Source organism: Tolypothrix sp. PCC 7601, assembly GCF_025677855.1.
In the GTDB taxonomy this organism is placed as follows: domain Bacteria; phylum Cyanobacteriota; class Cyanobacteriia; order Cyanobacteriales; family Nostocaceae; genus Aulosira; species Aulosira diplosiphon.
Genome location: NZ_CP064879.1, coordinates 389,895 through 414,758 on the forward strand (window position 1 = coordinate 389,895; position 24,864 = coordinate 414,758).

The following is a 24,864-nucleotide window of genomic DNA, read 5'->3' on the forward strand; positions in this document are numbered from 1 at the left end:
TAGGTGTTTATTTGTAGTTGTCACACCCACTGAAAATGCTTATCAGCAAAGCACGGTGATTTGATGTGACAACCTACTATCACTTTGTCATACACATTAACGCTTGTAGTCAAAAGCTGAACGCAGCTTTCTCAAGCAAAATTAGTGCTGACTACAAACCAATCCTAGTAGCTATGACAGAGTAATAGGCCAATTATTTGCGGGTATTAATGAGCGCTCAGGTAATGACTACTGTGAGCCATGATCGCTGCCATAAAATCTCAAGACTAATTTATCAAACCTTTGTTCATCAAGGGTTAAATCAAGCTGAAAATTTTTCGGATACTTGCAGAATTAGCCATTTTCTTTGCATATAATTACTTAACTGCAACAAAAATATGACACTATCAATAGAACGTCAGCATCAGACACCTAGCAATGCGATCGCACCAGCTAAAACTCCAGTTAGCCTATCAACCTCAATAGGTTTGCTCAAAAGACAGTTAAAGTCGGAAGGTATTACTAGCTTTGAAGATATAGCTGCAGCTATTGATCAGCATAAGCAATTGCAGGTTGAGGCGGGTTTATATTCCTATGACAAATTTACCTTGGAAGGTAGTAGGGGAGAAACCCAATTAGTCTGTCCATCTACAGGCACTCTGCATCAGTGCATTGTTTGGTGTATTAATCACTACACTGGCTTAAACAGAAACCAGAAGATTATTGATAAAGTCTGCGAAGCAGTACAAAAATTCGGTACAGGAAGCGGGACTGCTGCTTTGTCTGGGGGTATGTCTTCGTTGCATAAAGAAGCAGAAAGAAGGCTTGCATCTTTAGTAGGTAAAGAATCGGCTTTATTGTTTCCCACAGGATACACCACCAATTTAGGTGTGATCTCTGCTTTACCAGGAACCAATGATTTTTTACTTTTCGACCGTGAAGCCCATGCTTCAATTATTGACGGCATCAAACTTTCTGGGAAGAAGTTTGCTTCGTTTAAGCATAACTCAGTTGCAGACTTAGAAAACAAACTGCAAAAATACAGGCACCAGTACGAAAACGTCATTGTTATTGTCGAATCTGCATATTCTATGAGTGGTGATTTAGCGCCTTTAAAGGAAATTGTCCAACTCAAGCAGAAATACAATTTTCATCTCTACGTAGATGAAGCGCACACATTTGGTTTTTATGGTCACCAAGGTGCAGGCTACTGTGATCAACTGGGCGTAACGGAAGAAGTAGACTTTATCATGTCTACGCTGTCAAAATCGACAGCTTCCATCGGTGGTTTTCTTGCTTGTAAAAGTAAATATATACCTTTACTGCAATGGAGCGCTAATTCTTACCTATTTCAAGCTTGCTTAACCCCAGGAGATGCAGCTGCTATCTTAGCTTCACTTGATGAATTAGCTGCTAATCCCGAATTAATCGCACAGCTGCATCAAAAAAATAGTTACATGCGGCAAAAGCTTACAGGAATGGGTTTTGATTTAGGACATAGTCAAAGTCCCATTATCCCTATCTTTATTCCTGAGCCAGAGACTTTACAGGCCTTTAATCGAGATTTACTCTTAGAAGGAATTTTTTCTGTCGCAATTATCTATCCTGTTGTTAAGCCTTCTGAAGGTCGCATTCGTTTTATTTTGAATGCTTCACACACCTATGAAAATATTGATCGGACATTGGATGTCCTAGAGAAACTAGGCAAAAAATATAGACTTATCTAAGCGAAAAAGGCTTTGACCGAAATTATATTCTCAAGTTCATTATCACATCCAAATTGCAACCCATGATAACTACAACAACTCTCAGCATTAGTGATGCAATTGTCGCAGCCAACAAGAACTTTATGCAGACTTTTGCCAGGGGTGATGCTGCAAGTTTAGCTAACCTGTACACACAAGATGCTCAAATCTTCCCCACCCACAGCGATTTAATTGCTACAAGACAAGGGATTGCAGAATTCTGGGAAGCAATTTTTCGACTGAATATTAGCCAAGCAACCCTAGAAACCCTAGAGGTAGAAAGTCACGGTAATACAGCCATTGAAGTAGGAAAATATTTGTTGAGCGATCGCAATGGGCAAATGGTAGATAGAGGTAAGTATATCGTTGTCTGGAAACAAGAAGATGGACAGTGGCGACTACATCGCGATATGTGGAACAGCAGCCTATCTAGTTAATATCAGGGGATTGGGGATTGGGGATTGGGGATTGGGGATTGGGGACTGGGGATTGGGGACTGGGGATTGGGGATTGGGGACTGGGGATTGGGGAACTCGGGGCCCCCTCTGGGGATAAGGGGTAATGGGGACTAGGGATTGGGGACTGGGGATTGGGGACTAGGGATTAGGGACTGGGGATTGGGGAACTCGGGGCCCCCTCTGGGGATAAGGGGTAATGGGGACTAGGGATTGGGGACTGGGGATTGGGGACTAGGGATTAGGGACTGGGGATTGGGGAACTCGGGGCCCCCTCTGGGGATAAGGGGTAATGGGGACTAGGGATTAGGGACTGGGGATTGGGGAACTCGGGGCCCCCTCTGGGGATAAGGGGTAATGGGGACTAGGGATTGGTAATTGTTAAACTGTATTTTTCTTTCCCATTCCCCATTACCCATTACCCATTACCCATTCCAACCTTCACAGATAAGATAATTGTTCAATGCTAAAATTATGAATATTAAAAATTCAGTTGTTCTAATTACTGGTGCTAATCGCGGGATTGGTGAGGCTTTTGTCAAAGCCTTATCTGATGCAGGTGCTTCCCGAATCTATGCAACGGCGCGCAACATTGATTCTCTCAAAGAAATTGTCGCAATTAACCCCACAAGAATTATTCCCCTAGAATTAGATATTACCAATCCCGAGCAAATTGCCCAAGTAGCCGAATTAGCCCAGGATGTGAATTTATTAATTAACAATGCAGGCGTAGGTAGTGGAGGTGGATTTTTCAAAGCCAACAGCGTAGAAATTGCACGTTGGGAAATGGAAACTAACTACTTTGGCTCACTCTACATGATTCGCGCCTTTGCACCAATTCTCAAACAAAATAGTGGTGGTGCGATCGCCAATATACTTTCCATCGCATCTGTAATGAGCATACCAATGTTTGGCTCTTATAGCGCTTCCAAAGCTGCATTACATTCCCTCACCCAAGGAGTACGCGCTGAACTAGCCGCACAAGGAACCTTAGTCGTAGGCGTATATCCCGGGCCTGTAGATACAGATATGGGTAAACAGGTACCCTTAGACAAAGTTCCACCCAGCCAAATCGCACTTTCTACACTACAAGCAATCGAACAAGGAATTGAAGACGTAAATCCCGATCCCACTTCACAGCAGGTATTTACCAGTATTCAGCAAGATGCGAAAGCTCTAGAAAAACAGTTTGCCACACTATTACCACAATTACCACAATAGATTGTTTGGTGTTTGAAATTTGGCATTAGTTATCAAGAAAGGCAGGGGGCAGGGGGCAGAAGGCAGAAGGCAATTCTGATTCCTGCCCCTTGCCCAAAAAGCAATAGTATAGGACTAGCCCTTTCAAGGTGTGTTATTTTGCAGCTTTTTCTGGGTTAGAATTTTAGCAGTTGAGACATGGGGCTTGTTCTTGAGGTAAGTTCGTTTTGGTCGAGCTTTCTTTAGACCTCGCGGATGACGGCGGAAAGTTCTCAGTTTGACAAGACCTGCCAGATATTTGAGAGTTTGTGATAATTCTGTGAAGGTTATGTTCTGAAAAACAGACCACTCATCAGGGGGAATCGCAATCATCATTCCTCTGTAAGTACCCTTGATTTCATCGGCTAAATAGTAGCTGGAAACTTCGGCTTCTATCTTGTCAGTTCCATGAACACTTCTGAGGGCTGCCTGAACGGTAGACAGCACGTTATAGGCGACTAAAGCAATACAGAAGGTAAACAAAGCCACTTTTGGATAGCCTAGTGTATTAATCTCGCAGCAGAGATTTTCTGTGAGAACTTGGAATAAGGTTTCGAGTTTCCAACGTTTGCGGTACATTTGGGCGATCAAAATTGCACTCCAACAAAGAAAGCGCCTGCTGATGGACTGCGTTTTAATCGAGCGATCGCACTTCCGGATAGCCCTATTTTTTTACAACCTGCGGCTCAATCTACAGATGGTAATAATGTGTTAGAACTACAGCTAGATTTAGGCAGTTAAAAAAGAAAATAGAGTGGTTGTGCAGGATATCACATCAGGTCATGCACTTTGCTACATTACGTAAAATCACGGAAGGGTGTTTACCAAAGTATTGCTGAAAATATTTAGCAAAACGACCAGTGTTAGAAAAGCCATATTCTAGCGCCACAGACGTAATTGTTTTTTCTCCTGAGAGTAACTCGACATGAGCAGCTTCCAGTCTGCAATTACGTAAGTATTCATTGGGGGAAAAACCGTAATGACGAGCAAAGGCTACTTGTAAAGAACGACTACTGCATTGTATTGCAGATGCAATCTCACCGATAGTCAGATTTTTTTTCAGATTTGCTCGGATGTAGTCTGCGGCTTCTCGTACACGAGCAATGGAAATTTCAGATACTTTGGCGGTTTTTTCTGGAACAAGTATGCGATCGCTCTCACGCTCCGAACCCTTGTAAAATGGCCCTTGCACTAAACTAGAAAAAATCGCCAATTCCAAATTTTTCACAGCGATGGGATGTCCGTTTGTATCAATTAAATTCCAGAGAGTCAACACCATTTGGTACAACGAACGACCATAATCACTGGTGCGGTCAAAAACTTGCACCAATTTAGGATTATCAATTTGTCTATCCAGATATTTACTAAGTTCACTGAAATAGCGAAATTCATCTATATAAATTGATAAAGCACTGTAAGAAGATACATGCTTGAGGCGTATATGTTCTAAACCCTGCTGTGCGATACACAAATGTTGATTATTAATCAGTAATTCTTCTGAGCCTACTTTAAAGAGATGCTCACCTTCAAAAAAAGTAAAAACGATTTTACCAGGGAGATTATATCCCTGTGTATAACTACTTCCAGCTTGCCAAACAATGTTGAGCAGGTCAAAGTTTTCTAACTGGGCCAGCCGCCACAAAATCTTATAATCTTTGGCATTGGGTATATGCTTACTGATAGTTGGTAGCAACTTAACATATTGCTCAGGATCGTTTATCTCCAAATTCAGATCCCAGACCATAAAAACCTCCCAAAACTCCGCAAGACTTTTGTAGCCTATATTTCACCTCCTACGCATCGTGAAAATTAGGGAGACTAGACATTTTACGCAACAAATCATTCGCAAATCGGATAGCACAACCCTAAAGAAGTAACTTATCTTGAATGAGTAAATAAACACATTCACTCCCTTACCCAGATTTCTATAGTTGCGTTCCGGGCGATCGCAATCATACTTCCTTGTGCAGACATTAATTAATACTTAATAGCTGAAATCAAACAACTAAATCTTGTAAAAACAATGGTTTTAATATCAGAATCACCAACAATAAATAGCAGTTTTTCCGAAAGCATCAAAGAGGGTAACGTAAGAAACTCATTTTCTACTCAGCAACCTTTAAAACTGATTGGCTCAATCACCCATTTAATGATTTCTTCTCCACTGCATAGGAAATATAAAATTGCCAGTATTTCCGAGCGATTTGTCCCTAGCTTAATTCATAATCAATTTCGCTACTACGAAATTGACGGAAATCCCATCGGCTTTGTTAACTGGGCATGGCTAACTGATGAAGTTGAGGAAAAATTTCTCAAAGGAAAATATGTTTTGCAACTTGATGAATGGCAGGGTGGAAACAATTTATGGTTCCCTGAATTTATTGCTCCCTTCGGTCATGCTCGTCTAATTATCAAAGATTTACGTAACAATATTTTCCCCAAAGGAACACCAGCCAAATCTCTCAAAATAAATCCTGACGGAACTCTAAAATCCATCTACAGATGGACAGCATAAGTCATTTCAAATCAAGCATTTAGCTTAATTTCACTTGTAAATAATAGTAATTTTTTTGGAGGTTTATTGTGGGACAAGTTATAAGTGGCGTAGATGAGGTTCTGAAGACCGGAGAAGACTTGTATAACGATGCTGTAGATGGTGGAGAAGATTTATATAACAAGGCTGTCGATGCTGGAGTTGATGCTGGAAAATATATTGCAGATACCTCAGAAGACTTGTTTAATGCTGGTGTTAAAGCTATCAAAGATTTGGTTATTAAAAAAGGTGGTGATGGTAACGATAGTATTGAAATCGATGTTGTTGGTGAAGCCTATGGGAATGGAGGAGATGACACCCTCAAAGCCTATGCACTTTACGTCAAACTAGACGGTGGTTCGGGTAATGACACTATCAAATCTAATTCTGGCGTAAGTAAGCTTTATGGGGGTTCGGGTAATGACTCTATAGAAGCTTGGGGAGCTTATAACTATATTGATGGTGGTTCGGGTAATGACACCATCAAAACCTACGCTGCTTTCAACAAAATCATAGCTGGTTCTGGTGATGACTATGTAGAAGCCTGGGGTGGTAAAAACGTAGCCTATGGTGATGATGGCGACGATACAATTAAACTATACGGTGGCAAAAACGAGGTTCACGGCTGGACTGGTGATGACCGTATTTATGTGTATGGTGGCTATAACAAGGTTGTAGCAGAACAAGATAATGACTATGTACAAGCTTGGGGTGGTTATAACGATGTAGACCTTGGAGACGGTAATGATACAGTTGATGCCTACGGTGGTAAGAATGTAGTCAAATCTGGTTCTGGTGATGACAATGTAGAAGCCTTGGGTGGTGAGAACACAGCCTATGGTGATAATGGCAACGATACAATTAGACTATACGGTGGTAAAAACGAAGCTCACGGTGGGGCTGGTGATGACCGTATTTATGTTTATGGTGGCTATAACAAGGTTGTAGCAGAACAAGATAATGACTATGTACAAGCTTGGGGTGGTTATAACGATATAGATGCTGGAGAAGGTGATAATACCGTTAAAGCCTACGGTGGTTACAACAAAATTAAAACAGGTGGTAAGAGTAACTACAATTACATTGAAGCAGATGGCGGCGCTAATAATATTACGGGTTCTAACTCTGAGGAGACTTATTGGGAACAGGAGGTGGTGGGATGGAAAGATGTATCTATCTCCACTTCATTTGGAACTATCACAGAAAAAGTGCCGATAGTTGGATTAGTAGAGAAGCAATATGCGGGAAATGATCAGATCAAAGCCATCGGGGGTTATAACAAAATTCTAGCTGGTTCTGGTCATGACAATGTACAAGCTTTGGGAGGATACAACAATATAGATGCTGGAGAAGGTAATGATATTGTTAAAACCGATGGTGGTTATAACAAAATTCTAGCTGGTTCTGGCGATGACAATGTACAAGCTTTGGGAGGATACAACAATATAGATGCTGGAGAAGGTGATAATACCGTTAAAGCCTACGGTGGGTATAACAAAATTAAAATAGGTGGTAAGAGTAACTACAATTACATTGAAGCAGATGGCGGCGCTAATAATATTACGGGTAGTTCTGCGGAGACTTATTCGGAACAGCAATTGGTGGGATGGAAAGATGTATCTATTTCCACTCCATTTGGAACTATCACAGAAAAAGTGCCTGTATATGTATCAGTACAGAAGCAATATGCGGGAAATGATGAAATCATAGCTTTCGGTGGAGCAAATATCATCAATGCCGGTTCTGGAAATAATAAAGTCATTGCTGGTGGTTTAGCCAATGTAATTCAGACGGGTTCGGGTAGTGACTATATCGAAGCTGTTGGTGGAGCTAATGTTATTATCTCTGGCTCTGGCAAGGATAAAGTCATGACTGGCGGTTTAGCTAATGCTGTCTATGACTCCGGTGGTGATAATGAAATTTACGGTCTTGGCGGTGGTAACGTTTTTCTCAAAACTGGTGATGGTATTGACATAATGGCTGCTGTTGGTGGACTGAACGTTCTTACCAAAGTTGGTAACGGGAACACCACAATGGTCGCTGCTGGAGCTTATAACGCTCTCACCAAGGTTGGTAACGGTAATGACACAATGGTTTCCCTTGGTATCGGTAGTGTCGTCACTAAAGTTGGCAATGGTCGTTCCACGATGGTTAGTGGTGCTTTATATAACATTTTGACTTCCTGGGGTGACAGTAAAGATGTGATGGTGGCTGTCGGTAAAGTCAATGCCATGATTGGTGGTGGCAATAACGATGTCATGATCGCTGCGGGAATGGGTAATATTGCTTTTGGAGACTCGTTGGGAATAGGGTTAAATGGCTTTGGTTCCAGTGAAACGAAAAATGCTGGCAAAGATGCCAAGACAGATCAACTTAATTCCAGAGTAGATGCCAAAAATGTAGGTAATGTAGATGCAACTTTACTGGCGACAGGAAATGATGTCATGGTCGCTCTTGGGCAGTACAATGCCGTTGTTGCTGGCAAAGGTCAAGATATTGTCATTACTGGAGGATTATATAACTTTACCTTTGGTGATGACCTGTTTGATATCGATTTGCCGGACTTGAGTGGAATTAGTTTACCCGAATTGAAGACAATAATTCCCGATCTCAACTTTAATGCGATTTTGAAGTTCGATGTGCCAGCCATCAAGGTGCCTGATGTTAATGTAGCTATCCCTGATTTAACCTTTGATGTTGATTTTGACTTATTTAATGTTGATTTTTCGATACCAGACCTTTCCCTTCCTACTTTTTCATTACCCGATTTAGGCTTACCCAATTATTCTTTACCCAATCTATCTTTGCCGAATATTTCTATTCCCAATCTATCCTTACCGAATATTTCTTTACCGGCGATTTCTCTACCTAATTTATCCTTCCCGAAAATTTCCTTACCTGATTTACCAGGGATTGAGCTTCCCAATGTCAGTCTGCCAACACTTTCGTTACCTAATTTGCCAAAGTTAGCCTTACCGACTTTTTCCATCCCAAGCTTATCTTTACCATCTTTACCAGATATAGATTTACCTGACTTTTCTTTACCTAGTTTACCTAAATTCTATCTTCCCAGTTTTAGTCTACCGACTGTACCTAGTTTTTCTCTACCGACTGTATCTGTTCCCAATTTTGATGGATTTTCACTCAACGCATCTCGATATAATTTTGACTTTTTCAACAATAACGGAGATATTCTCTTTACTGCTGGAAAGTTAAACCTAGTCAATGCAGGTTTAGGTGATGACATTTTGGTTAGTGCAGGGGTAAATAATGGTCTGTTGGCTGGAAGTGGCAATGATTTGGTCTTAGGAGCAGGTCAAAGGAATATCATTCTGGCTGGAGATGGTAACGACCTTGTTTTTGCTGCGGGTAAAACGAATCGTGTTTATGGGGGTATGGGATTAGACACTATAGTTACCGCAGGGGAAGAAAATAAAGTTGAGGGAGGAGATGATAGTGACATTCTTGTTGGTTTAGGTAAAAAGAACTCACTTAAAGGTGATGCAGGTCAAGATATTCTCTTCGCAGGGGGTGAGTCGAATTCCTTTGATGGTGGTGAAGGAGATGATATTATTATCGGTTTTGGTAAGAACAATAAAAAAGTTGAGGGAGGTGATGGAAATGACTGGATTGTAGCAGGTGGTGAAATTAATGGCATCTATGGTGGAACAGGGGATGATACTATCGTCAGTATCGGCAAAGCTAACATTATTTGGGCTGCTGAAGGCAATGATACTGTCTTCGCTGGTGGTTACAGCAATGTCATCTATGCAGATGGTGGTGATGATTTTGTCTTGAGTGTCGGTGCGAGTAATGTCATTGAAGCTGGATCAGGCAATGATACGATATTGACTGGTGGTTACAGTAATATCATTCGCGGTGGAGAAGGTAATGATGTCGTCTTAGCTGGTGGTTACAGTAATATCATCTATGGCGGTAGCGGTAATGATACTATCTTGGCTGGTGGTGAAAGTAATATCATCAATGCCAGTGACGGCAATGATATCATCTTAGCTGGTGGTATCACTAACATCATCAATGCCGGATTAGGAAATGACGTTATTTTCAGTGTTGGTGTGAGTGGTGGTATTAATGGCAGCGACGGTAGTGACTTTATTATTGGTGGAGGAAGTAATAACACCTTTGATGGTGGAAATGGTAGCGATCGCTTGATTCTCTTAGGTCATCAGAACAATTTCAAAGGTTCTCAAGGCAATGATACCTATGTTGTTGGCGGCGACGATCTCCTCAATTCTGTAGGGGCTGTCAACAAGCTACAAACTGCTTTTATTAGTAACCTGGGTGATGACACTTCTCAAGATGTCTTACTCTTTAGTGGTCAAACTAAGAAAGAAAAAATTCGCTTCCAGCAATCAGGGACATCCGATTTGCAAGTAAGTATTGTTGGTCAATCTTCCAGTATTATTATTCAAGATTGGTTTACTGGTGGAGTCAGTCAACGAATCGATACCTTCCAAATTGGTAATAGTGGAGCCAGTTTACAGCAATCTCAAGTCCAGGGATTGGTTAATGCTTGGAGTCAGTTTGATGCAGGAACATTAACTGCGGTGGGGCTGAATAACACCATTCAATCAACTTGGGCTTAATTAAAGTTTATATAACACACTGCCTACACTGACCTTGCTGTTAAGTGTAGACTTTCTGCTAAAATTCTAACCCAGAAAAAGCTGCAAAATAACACACCTTGAAAGGGCTAGTCCTATAGTATATTTCTTTAGTTGAAAGTCCCTATCCAGAGATGTGGACTACTAATTCTCTAACATGACTGCGCTGACGATGTTCCCAAACATAAATACCTTGCCAAGTCCCCAACACCAAATGGCCGCGATTAATGGGGATATGTTCTGAGGTATGAGTCAAAGCAGAACGGATATGCGCCGGCATATCATCAGGCCCTTCTGCATCATGAATGTACTTGCCTGATTCTGGTACAAGTTTCGCCATAAAGTTAGCCAAATCCACCAGCACATCAGGGTCAGCATTTTCTTGAATCACTAAACTAGCGGAAGTGTGGCGTAAAAATAGAGTACACAGGCCAGTTTCCACCCCCGACTCAGCAACAATCGCTTCAATTTTTGCGGTGATATTTTGAAAAGACTTGCCAGTAGTGGAAACTCTAAGTAGCTTTTGGTAATGAGTCACGTCGCTTTGCTCCGAATTCAAAATTCGTCTTGAAAAGTTTGACGGCAGTTGCTACAAGTCGGGAAACCCGCCCAACGCACCGCCTCCTCAACGGGGGGAACCCCCGCACGCAACTTTTCGCAAAATTCAAAATTAATAGCACCTATAAATAAATCTCGTAGTACCACGAGTGAAGTTTGGTAGTCTGGGGCTATTAGAATTCGCTTGCTGATTGAGAATATATCACACAACTTAGGAGCAGCATCATCCTCATAGTGCGATCGCCGCGGATTTGTGTAAGTAAATCATCTTTAGTATGGCAATAATCGACACTAGAGTATTCTTTAATATATCCGTCGAAGAAAAGCAAAATTAAAAATCCCCATGACTGAGGAATTAGAAAGAGCCGATAATGATTCACCGTGGAAAGAAATATTAGAAGCGTACTTTCCCCAAGCCATGCATTTTTTCTTCCCAGAAACCGCCATACTAATTGACTGGGAACGTCCTCATGAATTTTTAGATAAAGAGTTTCAGCAAATAGCGCGTGATGCTGAACAAGGCAGAAGATACGCAGATAAATTGGTCAAAGTTTGGCAAATTCAAGGAGAAGAAATTTGGCTATTAATTCATGTTGAAATTCAAGCCAGACCGGAAGAGAACTTTGCCCAAAGGATGTTTTCTTATAATCTGCGAATATTTGACAAATTTGGCAAACCAGCAATTAGCTTGGCGATTCTGTGCGATGCTGAACCAAATTGGCGACCAAATCAATACAATTATAATTATCCCAATACCAGGCTAAATTTTGAATTTGGCACCGTCAAACTTCTCGATTATCAAAACCGTTGGGCAGAGTTAGAGAAGAGCGATAACCCATTTGCAACGGTTGTGATGGCACATTTAAAAACGCAGCAGACAAGTAAAAAACCAGGCGATCGCAAAACTTGGAAATTTAGCTTAATCCGTCGATTATACGAACAAGGACTGCAAGAAAAAGATATTCGTAACCTCTACCAATTTATTGATTGGGTTATGATTTTACCAAAAGCATTGGAAGCGGAGTTTTGGGAAGAATTTAAGCAGTTTGAACAGGAGCGAACTATGAGCTATGTAACAACTGGTGAACGTATTGGCTACGAACGGGGACAACAGGAACAAGCACAAAGTCTAGTGCTACGGCAAGTAAAAAAACGGGTGGGAGAGTTACCTCCGGAAATTCAAGAACGCATTCAATCGCTTTCTCTAGGGCAATTAGAAGCACTTGGCGAGGCTTTGTTAGATTTTACAGGACTAGAGGATTTACTTAGCTGGTTGGAAGCAAATCCTGCCGAGTAGGATTTGTGTAGTGCGATCGCTCTTAACTCATAGAAAAATATTGCATCACAGCATTTGCGATCGCTTCATTGCCATCTTTAGCAATTGGTTGGGATAGCTTTGGTTGCAGCAGGGGTTGATACAGAAAATCCCAAGTTCCTTGGAAAAACTCAGATGGGGTAAGGATTTGATGCGGATGATAATTTATCAATCCTTCTACTAAAAAAGCTGCTTCCGCAAAGCCTTCACGAGTAACAGTAGCAATAGGTACTTCTAATTTAATAGCCTCCGCAAAAGTACCGTAGCCAGGTTTAGATACAACTCGCCCACAAATCGGCATAAAATCTACAGGTCGGTATTTACGGTCAGTAATTTTTACTACATTGGGTAAATCTGGGGCAGATTGATCAAATACAATAAATTGCCAATCGGGGAAAAAGCGCAGGTTATCGTAAGGAAGCTGCTGCACACCTAAGCCGCCGAAAGTCAGTAGAATCGTCTTTTCCACAGGTGCAGCGATACCCCAGATGGAACGCAAATCATCAGCAGCGTAACGGGGTGAACCACCTGTTAAACCCACATCAATAATATTGGAAAAAGCAGACATTGGCTCATGGAAAGGGAGACGATACAGGCGATCGCATTTTGAATAACACTCACTAATCCAGTCAGCAATTTCCAAAAATTCCCCACCCCAATCACGATAGATAAAATCCCAGCCAAAGTTACTCATCGACCAGCAGGGGATATTTGCAGCCTTAGCAATTACAGAGGCGAGAAAGGGGATATCCGCCAAGATCAGATGGACGCGATTTTGGCGGATAAAATTGACTTCCGATGCCACTAGGGAATTCTGCTTCTGCTTAATTTCTCTTAATTTGTCTAAAGTCGCAGCTTTATCCATTGTCAAGCTATCTGCTTGGATGACACCCAAATCAAAAGCCCTAGGACGATGGATAAAATCACCTTCGATGTAGCACTCTAGTAACCACCTCGGTGCAGTCGTCACCATGATTAACAAAACTTCTGGACATAACTTTTGAATAGTGGCGGCGACTGATGCCATGCGACTAGCATGACCAAAACCGTGGTTAGTAATAGCTATGTATAAAATTGGGCGTTCCATATTCATAGTGTTGAAGGTTGACTGTTAACAGTTCACTGGAAAGAGAGATTACGGCTAAATTTCATTGTCGCTAAGACCCAAATTCTTTCATAGCCGTAACACACCCTACTGGACTAAAACAGCTAATTTGATGCAATAGCAAAAATTCATCGGCGTACCCTGCGAAAAGCCCTCCGGGTGAATCCTGCGGATACGCTACGCGAAAAAGTCGGGGAACCGCAAGGGGGCACTGCTTCTCCTGCAAAGACGCTACGCGAACACCGATGCGCGTCTATATCGGCGTTTATCTGCGGTTAATTTCATCAAATCTAATGCCTCATTTTAGGCCTGTCAGTCCACTACAATTTATCATTCACTGAAATGTATGTATTGAAGCTTATTAGTATTTACATTTAAATACATGTAAAAATATCTATCAGTATATAAAATAAGCGCGATCGCATCTTGTCCGCTACAAACCCCACTCACACGGGTCAATGATAAACTCATGGCTAAGGTGCTTAACCTGCTATTTGATCAGTTAATCAAGGCGCTAGTACAAAAAAGCTGAAATATGAAGTGAAGAAAAGCTGAGAAGATCAAGTCTTTTGACTTTTGAACGCCAGTTACTACAACGCGGGAAACCCGCGCAACGCACTGGCTCCTTTTGACTTTTGACTTCTTCATAGCGGGACTAGCGCTGATAAAAACCGAGTACAGAAAAATTACGATGAATGTTTTAGCACAAAGCTGGGCTGAGATTGCGGCTCAATTACAGATAAATTGGAATCTGGTAAATACCTGCTTGCAGTTTGCTAGTTGGGGATTAGTCTCGCTGTTGTTGGTAGAGATAGTGAGAGATAGCTATCATGCTTTGTGTCACTATGTCCCCTCGCTTGGTAAATGGCATAATAAGCACCACATGGCGTATCGCCGCGATTTATCGGTAGTTTCTTTAAAAATTTACCAAGAGTCTCAGTTATACAATGATATTGTCGAGTCAACGCTACTGGTTGTAGTTTTGACTGTGATGGCTTTACTGCTACAGCAATGGGGCTTTTGGTTGGGAGTAGTCTATGCTTTCACCTTTTTATATGGCGCGTCCCGGCGATATTTTCTCGGTAAAATTGATACAGATTACACTCACCTCCCCGGGCCATTAGAAACTATTCCCTCGGTTTGGTGGGTAAATCGTTCTTACCACTGGCGACATCATTTTGATGATGTTAACGCCTATTACAGTGGTGTGTTTCCTTTAGTAGATACGGTATTGGGAACAGGTTTATCTCTTAAAGGTAAAACCATTGCTTTAACTGGTGCTTCCGGTGCTTTAGGGCAAGCATTGACTGCTGAATTGATTAAAAATAATGCCAAGGTAGTAGCCTTAACTACCAATCCCGAAAAACTACAGCCTCAAGAAAAGCTAACTGTAATTGCTTGGGAATTGGGTAAGGAAGCAGAGTTAAAAGCTGCTTTAGAGAAAGTTGATATTTTGATTATCAATCACGGTGTCAATGTCTACGCTAACCGCACCTCAGAAGCAATTGAGTCTTCTTATGAGGTGAATACTTTTTCTACATTGCGGTTGATGGATATATTTTTGGCAACCGTTACCGGGCCGCAATCCAAAGCAACTAAAGAAATTTGGGTTAACACTTCCGAAGCTGAAGTATCTCCGGCTTTAAGTCCTCTTTATGAACTCAGTAAACGCGCTATCGGAGATATTGTTACCCTCAAGCGTTTGGATGGGGATTGTATAATTCGCAAGTTAATTCTGGGGCCGTTTAAGAGTCAACTTAATCCTTATGGGGTGATGTCAGCGCCGCAAGTAGCCCGTGCAATTTTGTTTTTAGCAAAGCGGGACTTCCGCAATATTATTGTGTCCATCAATCCCCTGACATATCTGCTGTTTCCGTTGAAGGAAGTTAGCACTTGGCTTTACTACCGAATCTTTAGTAAAAAGGTTCAATCTTTGAACTAATCTGCCATTATCAACATAATTACTAATTCGTAATTTGTAATTCGTGATTAAACTTGGTTAAGGGCAAAAGGGAAAGGGGAAAAGGGGCAAGAAAAAACCTTTAACCCTTACCCTTTCACCTTTCCCCAAACCAAATTAAGAGTTGAAAATCCTGAACATGTAGTTCATAGTGCCCATTCATGCCCACATCAAAAAGCTACACCTGTCAGGAGTCCCCCCTGTCAAAAAAGCAATAAGATATTTTTGAGCTAGAAGTCCCTTACGTTGCCTGAACAACAACAGAATCACCTTCTATTTTAGCTGTGTAAGTTTTGAGAGGTTTATCCGCAGGGCCTTCTATCACTTTGCCATCAGCCCCAAATTCCGAGTCATGACAAGGACAGACAAATTGTTTGGCGGTTTCCTTCCAGGCGACTGTGCAACCTTTATGAGTACAGGTAGGGTTAACAGCAATCAGATTTCCAGATTGGGATTTACCAACTACTAATACAGGCCCAACAGGTGATTCTTTCAAAAGCAACTGACCAGTTTTATCTAATTCTGCAACAGTACCAACTTTTACCCCATTCCCAGATGTTGCAGGTGTAGTTGCAGTTGTAGATGTCGTTGTTTCGGAACTACAAGCTGCGATCGCAACAGGTAAAGAACTCGCTAGCCAACCTAAACCCACCCAATTAATAAAATCACGACGTTTCATAAGTGCTGGAAGAATTACGTAAGTTTAACTAACACAATAGAGTAAATCATTTGGTGGTGAGGGTTTGGTAATTGGTAATTGGTAATTGGTAATTGGTAATTGGTCATTGGTCATTGGTGTTTGTCTTTTATTCTTCCTCATCTCCCTCATCTCCCTCATCTCCCTCATCTCCCTCATCTCCCTCATCCCCAGTCCCCAGTCCCCAGTCCCCAATCCCCAGTCCCCTTAAAAGTTATATCCAAAACTAAAATAAAATCCATGATCTTGGGCATTGTTACCGCGATCGCTTAAATCAACTAAAGGAAGTGCGTAGTCCAAGCGACCGGATAAGTGGGGAATGGGTTCCCAAATTAGACCTAAGCCTAAACCTGCTAAGAAGGTTTGATTAGTTAGTTTGTTGGGATTGTCTGATTTGTTCCAGACAGCGCCTACATCGATAAATGGTGCTAATTGCATGGTAGGCTGCCCTGAGTTGTTATAGTCAACTACAATTCGGTCTTCTACAGATAAGCGAAATCCATTGTCGCCAGAACGGGCATTTTGTCGATAACCCCGCAGAGATTGTCCACCGCCAATCACGAACTGTTGCGAGGGTAGCAAACTATCAGGGGTAAGTTGTAAGTCTAATTGGGCAATTAGCAAGTTGTCTTTAGAGAATCGCTGTACACGTTGCACTTGGGTCAGCCAACTGAAAAACTGCCCATCAGGGATGGGGTCAGAGTTGGTAGTACTATCTAAGATATTTAAGCCGATATTGAATTGCGATCGCAGTGCCCAGGCCCCTTGTAAATCGCGTTTGAGATAATCTTGCCCAAATTTCAATACTCTTGTGCGGCTGTTACCTTCAGCATCGGGGCCAATCCCAAAAGGTGTAGGTGTGTCGTTAAATAAGAATGTTTGACCATCTTGCCAAGCAAAGCCCAAAGATAAAGCAAATTCCTCACGGGGATTGCGAATTAATGGTTGGCGATAACTAATTTCGTATAAGTTGGTATCGCTACTGATGCCAAAAACTTCAAACTCTGGGTCAGTAATTCTACTGCTACTTGGTGCAACCCGCAGTTGAATACTACCGTTCATGGGATTTACAGGCAGGCGATATCTAAAATCATAGGCATTGGAACCGCCTGTTGTTGAGCGATAGTAGGAAGCGGTAATTTCATCACCATTGCCTGTGAGATTGCGGTTACTAATAAACCCACCAAAACGCTCAGATCCGACACCGGGAGGTGAGTAATTATCTATACCAACAGAACCATAAAAAACAGGTGCCTCTTCAACACGCACTGTTAAAATACTTTGCCCTAATTCTGTTCCCTGTTTGAGATAAGCTTCTACGTTGCTAAACAGGGGATCGACTTTCAGTAAGCGCAGTTGATCTTCTAATTTATCTTTGCTCAAAGGTGAAACAGTACCCAGTTGTATGCGACTGCGAACATAGCTAGGATTAACTTTTTCAGTTCCTAGTACTTCGATTTTTTCTACCCCACCTTCAATTACCTGAATTTGTACAACGCCATTAGTAATTGTCTGCTCGGTGAGAATTGCTCTAGAGGTAATATATCCTCGTTTGAGATATAGCTCAGAAATCTGATCTACAGCCCCCTGGAGTTCCGCTAAAGTTACAGAACGGCTTTCTAAAGGTTTAGTAATGGTAGAAATTTCTTCGGGGCTGAAGACGGTGCTACCAATAACCTCTATCTTGCGAACCGAAATATTGACAGTTGGATCTGCTGGTGTGGTTGTTGTGGGTGGTGGGTTAGGTAGAGTCGGCTGCTGTTCATTTGTTGGTAAAGGTTGAGGCGTTGGCGGGGATTGGGGAAAGCGATCAAGATTTGGGTTTGGTTGAGGAGGTACTTGCACCGGGGCTGTTTGCGCGATCGCAGATAAACTCGGAAATAATGCCAAGCCAGCCAAGAAGACCGACAACCAAAACCGACGAAATATAAGATACATAAAAATAAATAAGTATTAAGTTTAAAGGATAAAAGATGAAGTATAAATTACTGCTTATAAAATTGCTAGAAGCTTTATGAGTGTTGAGTAACATTTCAGACTTTATACTTGACACTTCAGCCTTTACCAAGGGTTACCAATGAGTGTAAAAGCTGACCAGTAATATGGATGCCGTAATTCTTGGTTACCGAGTTCGGCAAGGATGGGTGGTAGAGTCACATTCACATTAGAAGTTTTGAGTTTCCCTCCTTCCAAGCGGACTTGACCTTTAATCATGGCGATTTGCGCTTGGCGGAGTGCTTCGGCTTTGATGGGGGCTTTTTTTAATTTTTCGTAGAATTCACTCATTAATCCCAAAGTCCCTTCGTCGGACACGTACCACAAACTCGCTAGTGCTGTTCTCACACCAGCTTGTACAGCAAAACCTGCAAAGCCTAACTCGGCCTCTTTATCTCCGATCGCAGTTCGACAGGAACTTAAAACCACTAGCTGCACAGGGGGATTGTTCCAGCCCAGTTTTCGTAGCTGATCCATTTTCAATTGGCTATCCCACATCTGAATGTAAGAATTACCGCGATCGCCTGGCTCAAATTCTGCGTGAGTAGCTAGGTGAATAATGCCGAAGGGTTTTTGCTGACGTTGCTTTTGCAGATTTGTCAGAGTAAAGCTTTCGTTGAGGAAGAAATTACCTTGCCATAACCGGGAAGTAATAGTTGCTAATTCTGTAGGTACTGCTGGTAAAGGATTTTGGTTGCGGAATTCCGATGCACCCATACCCAAAACCTCAGCCTTTTTAATGTCCACAAATTTGGTATCAGTCAGGCTAAGACTGGGCATTAAACCGACGCTATAGCTTTCTACCAAATACTTTTGCCCATCATAAAGGGCCGCGACAGGGAGCGATCGCAATCCCGTATCCATGATGAATGCAATATTATTAACCTTGCGTGCTTGCAGTTCAGGTTCTAAAGGTGTAATCAGCCATTCATACAATTTTTTCGCTGGATCTTTATAGCTGTTATTCCGTGAACTCTTGGTAATATCCTTAATAAAGGTTTGGGCTGTTGCGATAACTTGCGATCGCGTTACAGGTAATACCTTCCGAATTGGTAAACCTTGGGCAGTCACTATTAGCAATTCCAAGCGATCGTTTGGGGATGGTAGAATTTTTGCTTTGTTCTGCTTGAGTGTAATTGCAGGTGAAACGCTCGTAGGGATGAAATTGACATAAATTAGTGCAGGTTGAATACCTGTGGCATCACTAATTTGTTGCAGAATATTACGGGCTGTGTTGGGGGCTTCAAGATTAGGTTTAGCTTCTTCTCCTAAGTATTCTTTATACTCAGTAGTGTATTCTTGCTCAATATTTGCTACAGCAGTATCAAGTACAACCTCTGGTGTGGAATTGATAGTTACTGGTATTTGTGTAGAGGGCGGTTTCTTCAGAACTTCTGGATTGGGCGTATCAATTGGAACTGTTGGTGTAGTGGGAACTTCAGAAGCAGCATTATTAGTCAAACTGAAGTTGGCAGGTGTAAGTGCGCCACTGTTAGCTGTAACTGTGTAATTACCTTCAACTGTATTGGCTGTGACTGGGATACTCACATTACCACTGCTATTAGTCGTGAGGCTGGTATTACCTGAGAAATTAGCAGTTGCGCCAGTTGTGGGTGCGTTGAAAGTGACATTGGCGTTAGCGATCGCATTTCCATATTGGTCTTGTACTTTTGCTTGTAGTGGATTAGTAAATGCAGTGTTGACGATAGTACTTTGCGGTGTGCCACCTGTAGCGATGATGGAGAAGGCAACATCAGGATTATTAATCAAACTGAAACTTGCAGGTGTGAGTGCGCCACTACTGGCTGTAACTGCGTAGCCACCTGCAACAGTGTTGGCTGTGACTGGAATGCTGACATTTCCACTGCTATCAGTGGTTAGGGTTGTATTTCCTGTGAAACCAGCAGTTGCACCTGATGTCGGTGCGTTGAAGGTAACAGTAGCGTTTGCGATCGCATTCCCATATTGGTCTTGTACTTTTGCTTGTAGGGCATTAGTAAATACAGTATTCACAACCGTAGTTTGCGGTGTGCCACCTGTAGCGATAATTGCCGCCGCCACATCTGGGTTGTTAATTAAACTAAAACTGGCTGGGGTGAGTGAACCACTACTAGCGCTGATGCTGTAGCCACCTGCAACAGTATTGGCTGTAACTGGGATGCTGACATTGCCACCGCTATCAGTCGTCAGGCTGCTATTACCTGTAAAACTCGCTGTTGCGCCTGTTGTGGGTGCGTTGAAGGTAACAGTGGCGTTAGCGATCGCATTTCCGTATTGGTCTTGTACTTTTGCTTGTAGGGCATTAGTAAATGCAGTATTCACAACCGTAGTTTGCGGTGTGCCACCTGTAGCGATAATGGCAGATGCCACATCTGGGTTATTAATTAAACTGAAACTGGCAGGGGTAAGGGAACCACTATTAGCAGTGATGTTGTAACTACCTGCAACAGTGTTAGCTGTAACTGGGATGCTGACATTTCCACTGGTATCAGTCGTCAGGCTGGTATTTCCTGTAAAGTTAGCAGTTGCGCCTGTTGTGGGTGCGTTAAAGGTGACAATAGCGTTGGCGATCGCATTCCCGTATTGGTCTTGTACTTTTGCTTGTAGGGCATTAGTAAATACAGTATTCACAACCGTAGTTTGCGGTGTGCCACCTGTAGCGATTATGGCAGATGCCACATCTGGGTTATTAATTAAACTGAAACTGGCTGGGGTGAGTGAACCACTATTAGCAGTGATGTTGTAACTACCTGCAATAGTATTGGCTGTGACTGGGATGCTGACATTTCCACTGGTATCGGTGGAAAGAGTAGTACTTCCAGTAAAGTTAGCAGTTGCGCCTGTTGTGGGTGCGTTGAAGGTAACAGTGGCGTTAGCGATCGCATTCCCGTATTGGTCTTGAACTTTCGCTTGTAGGGCATTAGTAAATGCAGTATTCACAACCGTAGTTTGCGGTGTCCCACCTGTAGCGATTATGGCAGATGCCACATCTGGGTTATTAATTAAACTGAAACTGGCGGGTGTAAGTACGCCACTACTGGCTGTGACTGCATAGCTACCTGCAACGGTGTTGGCTGTGACTGGAATACTCACATTTCCAGCGCTATCAGTGGTGAGAGTTGTGCCGCTTGTAAAGTTGGCAGATGCGCCAGTTGTAGGGGCTGTAAAATTAACTGTAATTCCTGGAATAGGTTGATTAAAACCATTTTCTGTAACCCTTGCCTGCAAAGAGGTTGAAAAAGGATTGTTTGCGATCGCACTTTGTCCAGATCCAGCAGTAGGCGTGAGAGTATAACCTACTAACTCAAAGGCACCGATATCTGGTGTTGCGTCTTGAGGTCGGCTAATACCACGTTGATCTGTGGTGATGTTAGTATCAGAAATTCCCGCATTGATTGCAGGACTACCTGGTAGCAGGGCGAATGTCTGCGTAGAACCTCCATAATTTCCCAAAACAGAGAGTAGAGGATTAATTGGTGTAGCGGCTGTACCCACCTGATTACCGTTTACGCCATTGCTGATACCTGTTGTACCAGTACCGTCACCAATGAGGTTGTTGCTACTACTCCCAAGCAGAACCCCAGAAACATCAGGATTTTGGGAACTAGTGTTACCTGCAACAATAGTGTTCTTCAGCGTTGTTGGCGCACGAGAGTCGCTCAAGATACCACCACCGTCGGTTGCCAAATTACCGCTCAGGGTACTGTTATTGACATTTAATGTGTCAAGGAAGTTGTAAATGCCGCCACCATTGCCGTTAATCGCTGAATTGCTAGCAAAGCTGCTGTTGTTGACATTCAACGAGACACCATCGTTGTTGTAAATACCTCCACCATCGGTTGCTGAATTAGCATTGAAGGTGCTTTTGTTGACAGTTAGTACATTTATATAGAAACCCTCGTTGTAAATGCCGCCACCGCGGCCGTTACTAGCTAAATTACCGCTAAAAGTACTGTTATTGACATTTCCTGTAGTATCGTAGTTGTAAATACCGCCACCATCGCCGCTGGTCGCCGAATTGCTAATGAAGTTGGTGTTGTTGAAATCCAACCTGCCTCCATCAATGCCATCGTTGTAAATACCTCCACCATCGATTGCTGAATTAGCATTGAAGGTGCTGTTGTTGACATCCAACCCGCTTTGATTGTCACTGATGTTGTAAATACCGCCACCGCCGCCGTCACTAGCTAAATTATCTCTGAAGGTGCTGTTGTTGACATTCAGTGTGCTATAAAAGCTGTAAATGCCGCCACCATTGCCGTCGGTTGCCGAATTGCTATTGAAGGTGCTGTTGTTGACATTCAGTGTGCCATATTCGCTGTATATAGCGCCGCCATTGCCACCACCTTCTACATCAAATGCTGTCGAATTACCAGTAAAGGTAACATTGTTCACATTCAGCGTGCCAGAACTAGAACTGAAATAAGCAATACCACCACCATCACTACCAAAACCTCTACCGTTAATAATTGCCAAGTTATTAATGGTGACGGTACCTTGACTGAAAATACCAAATACTTGGTTAATATTATTACCATCAAATATGGTATTACTTGCCCCAGCACCATTTATTGTCAACGTTTTTTCAAAAATGTAGACTGTGTTACCTGTGTAAGTGCCTGCACCTAAGTTAATGATGCTATTTCCTGCTACTGTACCAATTGCGTCAATTGCATTTTGAATTGAATCAGTTGATGCATTCGTCTCCGGGTTCACCTGATTGAGATTAAACGTCAAGTTGCCCGTACTAGATAAATTGATGTTTATTAAATAATTGGGATTGAAAAATTGCCTACTCGTCAGCGTTAGAGATGCATTCCCACCGCCTGTCTGGTTAATCCCATTCGTTAGCGTAATATCACCATTACCTCCTGTACCACTGGAAGTTGTGATGGTGACATCTGTGCCATTATCTAAGGCAGTTGCAATAGTTAATGGATCAATATCACTATTATTGGCTGGGTCAAACAGTCCCCCTGTTGGTGTTCCACTACCACCAGTAACGATATTGATATCGGTTGGATCTAGTAACCAAATACCCGGTTGTCCATTAGCGGCGCTAGCATCGACTTTGCTACCTGCAACATTCAGGGAAAGTTTTCCTGATGTTTCGACTAATCCACCATTACCTGCGATCGCACCACCTTTAGCTGATATATTGCCAAAGAAGCGGGTTGTATCATCCGCCCAGACAATTACCTTGCCACCGTTACCATTTTGCAACGCATCAGCTGCGATCGCACTATCGCTACTAACAAATGTATGGGTTGCATTGGGAACAGTGCCTTTACCTTGGTAATCTCCACCGATTAAGACGGTACCGCCATTACTGCCAGAAGCATTGATATTGGCATTTAATAGGGCAATGCGATCGCCTAAAATATTAATCTGCGGTGTAGTATTAGACTCTTGGGAATTACTAACAGAGACTTGTCCGCTAACAACAGTTGTACCAACATCTGTAGGAATTACTGTATTCGTACTAATCAGCTTAACCACGCCATTTTCCACAGTTACGCCTGTGACTTTTTTGAGGTTACCACCAGTGAGCAATGATGGCAGTGATAGCGGCGAAAATGCTTGGGGGTTAATTTGGGTTTTTGTCTCTACAGGTAAATCCAAACTCAATAAACTATTGCTGGGAGTTACCCGCACAACTTTCTCGGCAGGGACTGCCATAATTGTGACGTTACCATCAGGTGCAGTAATTGTCCCTGTATTTAGCACCATTCCACCCAGTAATATTAAGCCTTGTCCCTCACCCACAGCCAAATTCCCAGCGTTGAAGATAATCCCTCCCAGGCTTGTGGTAAAGGCAAATTCTGTAGGGTTACCAATCAAATTAGCGTAATTATTGGCACCAATCGCATTAAACCATTGGTTGTTACCAAACCCTATGGCATTTGCTGTTGTTGCTGTAAACGCAGCCGGGACATTTAAACTCGCACCAGAACCAAATATAATCCCCGCAGGGTTCATTAAATATAAATTGGAATTGCCACCAGTAACCTGAATCAATCCGTTAATTAATGAAGCATTATTACCTGTGACACGCCCTAAAATATTTTGAATTGATGGTTGCGAAAGAAAGTTTGCCGTTTGATTTGCATCTAGCCCAAATTGAGAGAAACTGTGAAATAGATTAGTGCGATCGCTACTCAAACTACCACCGCTAATATCAATCTTATTGCCTTCGGTAGTAATCACAGTTCCAGTGCCATCATTAGCCGGAGTGATTGATTGGGCTTTGACAGATGCAGAAAACAGCCCACAAATCATCGCTAAAGTTGCCAGGGGACTCATGAATTTAGCAAATATAGATTTTGCCCTGATTACAAAAAAAATTGCTGGCATCCTCATCATTAAATTTTCCTGAAATAGCAAGTAGTAGAAAAATTAGTATGTAAAAAAATTAGCCTGTCAACGCCCGAAATCTGGTCAAATATAAGAAAATATATTGACAAATAGGTATTTTAAAATTTTCAGATTCTCAGTATATGCTGCTTTTTCTGTTACAGCTACTATGAATAAACTGTAATAATAATTAATAAAAATTATTATCTGCATATTTAATTAATAAGTTTCACATCAATAAAAATCAGCTAAGATGTTGCAATAATTTTTCTTGTGGGGTGGACATCTTGTCAGCCCTGGACGG

The 24,864-nt window shown here is 42.2% G+C and carries 15 protein-coding genes; 8 read left to right on the forward strand and 7 right to left on the reverse strand.

Going from position 1 to position 24,864, the window contains the following annotated elements:
• The first annotated feature begins 377 nt into the window (after nucleotides 1–377).
• The 3 genes from HG267_RS01470 (at nucleotide 378) to HG267_RS01480 (ending at nucleotide 3,400) form a co-directional block, all read left to right on the forward strand.
• Nucleotides 378–1,706 carry an aminotransferase class I/II-fold pyridoxal phosphate-dependent enzyme gene (locus HG267_RS01470; RefSeq protein ID WP_081583978.1) on the forward strand — a complete coding sequence of 443 codons (1,329 nt, stop codon included), beginning with the start codon at nucleotides 378–380 and terminating at the stop codon, nucleotides 1,704–1,706.
• Between the two features lie 62 nt (nucleotides 1,707–1,768).
• Complete coding sequence (locus HG267_RS01475; RefSeq protein ID WP_045869760.1) at nucleotides 1,769–2,161, forward strand: YybH family protein; 393 nt, start codon at nucleotides 1,769–1,771, stop codon at nucleotides 2,159–2,161.
• Between the two features lie 492 nt (nucleotides 2,162–2,653).
• Nucleotides 2,654–3,400: an SDR family oxidoreductase gene (locus HG267_RS01480; RefSeq protein WP_045869761.1), complete on the forward strand. Its 747-nt coding sequence runs from the start codon at nucleotides 2,654–2,656 to the stop codon at nucleotides 3,398–3,400.
• A 123-nt stretch (nucleotides 3,401–3,523) separates the two neighbouring features.
• Here HG267_RS01480 and HG267_RS01485 read toward each other — a convergent pair whose 3' ends face one another.
• On the reverse strand, nucleotides 3,524–3,997 hold the full coding sequence (locus HG267_RS01485) for a hypothetical protein (RefSeq protein ID WP_052335146.1): 474 nt from the start codon (nucleotides 3,995–3,997) through the stop codon (nucleotides 3,524–3,526).
• Here HG267_RS01485 and HG267_RS01490 point away from each other — a divergent pair, their 5' ends adjacent.
• The gene (locus tag HG267_RS01490) at nucleotides 3,998–4,159 is read left to right on the forward strand and encodes a hypothetical protein (RefSeq protein WP_155539151.1); all 162 of its coding nucleotides are present in this window, start codon (nucleotides 3,998–4,000) and stop codon (nucleotides 4,157–4,159) included.
• A 34-nt stretch (nucleotides 4,160–4,193) separates the two neighbouring features.
• Here HG267_RS01490 and HG267_RS01495 read toward each other — a convergent pair whose 3' ends face one another.
• Nucleotides 4,194–5,162 carry a helix-turn-helix transcriptional regulator gene (locus HG267_RS01495; protein WP_045869762.1) on the reverse strand — a complete coding sequence of 323 codons (969 nt, stop codon included), beginning with the start codon at nucleotides 5,160–5,162 and terminating at the stop codon, nucleotides 4,194–4,196.
• Nucleotides 5,163–5,441: 279 nt separating this feature from the next.
• Between HG267_RS01495 and HG267_RS01500 the strand changes: the two genes are divergently transcribed.
• Complete coding sequence (locus HG267_RS01500) at nucleotides 5,442–5,933, forward strand: toxin-activating lysine-acyltransferase (RefSeq protein ID WP_045869763.1); 492 nt, start codon at nucleotides 5,442–5,444, stop codon at nucleotides 5,931–5,933.
• A gap of 68 nt (nucleotides 5,934–6,001) precedes the next feature.
• Nucleotides 6,002–10,558, forward strand: coding sequence for a calcium-binding protein (locus HG267_RS01505; protein ID WP_045869764.1), 4,557 nt, complete (start codon nucleotides 6,002–6,004; stop codon nucleotides 10,556–10,558).
• 142 nt (nucleotides 10,559–10,700) lie between these two features.
• On the opposite strand, the gene HG267_RS01510 is transcribed toward HG267_RS01505, so the two are convergent.
• Nucleotides 10,701–11,114 carry a secondary thiamine-phosphate synthase enzyme YjbQ gene (locus tag HG267_RS01510; protein WP_045869765.1) on the reverse strand — a complete coding sequence of 138 codons (414 nt, stop codon included), beginning with the start codon at nucleotides 11,112–11,114 and terminating at the stop codon, nucleotides 10,701–10,703.
• 363 nt (nucleotides 11,115–11,477) lie between these two features.
• On the opposite strand from HG267_RS01510, the gene HG267_RS01515 reads away from it, so the two are divergent.
• Complete coding sequence (locus tag HG267_RS01515; protein ID WP_045869766.1) at nucleotides 11,478–12,431, forward strand: DUF4351 domain-containing protein; 954 nt, start codon at nucleotides 11,478–11,480, stop codon at nucleotides 12,429–12,431.
• 22 nt (nucleotides 12,432–12,453) lie between these two features.
• Here the strand turns inward: HG267_RS01515 and HG267_RS01520 are convergent, their stop codons facing one another.
• On the reverse strand, nucleotides 12,454–13,536 hold the full coding sequence (locus HG267_RS01520) for a glycosyl transferase (protein ID WP_045869767.1): 1,083 nt from the start codon (nucleotides 13,534–13,536) through the stop codon (nucleotides 12,454–12,456).
• A 709-nt stretch (nucleotides 13,537–14,245) separates the two neighbouring features.
• Between HG267_RS01520 and HG267_RS01525 the strand changes: the two genes are divergently transcribed.
• On the forward strand, nucleotides 14,246–15,496 hold the full coding sequence (locus HG267_RS01525; protein ID WP_045869768.1) for a bifunctional sterol desaturase/short chain dehydrogenase: 1,251 nt from the start codon (nucleotides 14,246–14,248) through the stop codon (nucleotides 15,494–15,496).
• Nucleotides 15,497–15,755: 259 nt separating this feature from the next.
• Here the strand turns inward: HG267_RS01525 and HG267_RS01530 are convergent, their stop codons facing one another.
• The 3 genes from HG267_RS01530 to HG267_RS01540 form a co-directional block, all read right to left on the reverse strand.
• On the reverse strand, nucleotides 15,756–16,193 hold the full coding sequence (locus HG267_RS01530) for a ubiquinol-cytochrome c reductase iron-sulfur subunit (protein ID WP_045869769.1): 438 nt from the start codon (nucleotides 16,191–16,193) through the stop codon (nucleotides 15,756–15,758).
• A gap of 225 nt (nucleotides 16,194–16,418) precedes the next feature.
• Entirely contained in the window at nucleotides 16,419–18,149 is a 1,731-nt protein-coding gene (locus HG267_RS01535) for a ShlB/FhaC/HecB family hemolysin secretion/activation protein (protein ID WP_045869770.1), read from the reverse strand.
• A gap of 123 nt (nucleotides 18,150–18,272) precedes the next feature.
• Nucleotides 18,273–24,509 carry a CHAT domain-containing protein gene (locus tag HG267_RS01540; RefSeq protein WP_168160961.1) on the reverse strand — a complete coding sequence of 2,079 codons (6,237 nt, stop codon included), beginning with the start codon at nucleotides 24,507–24,509 and terminating at the stop codon, nucleotides 18,273–18,275.
• Nucleotides 24,510–24,864 lie beyond the last annotated feature (355 nt).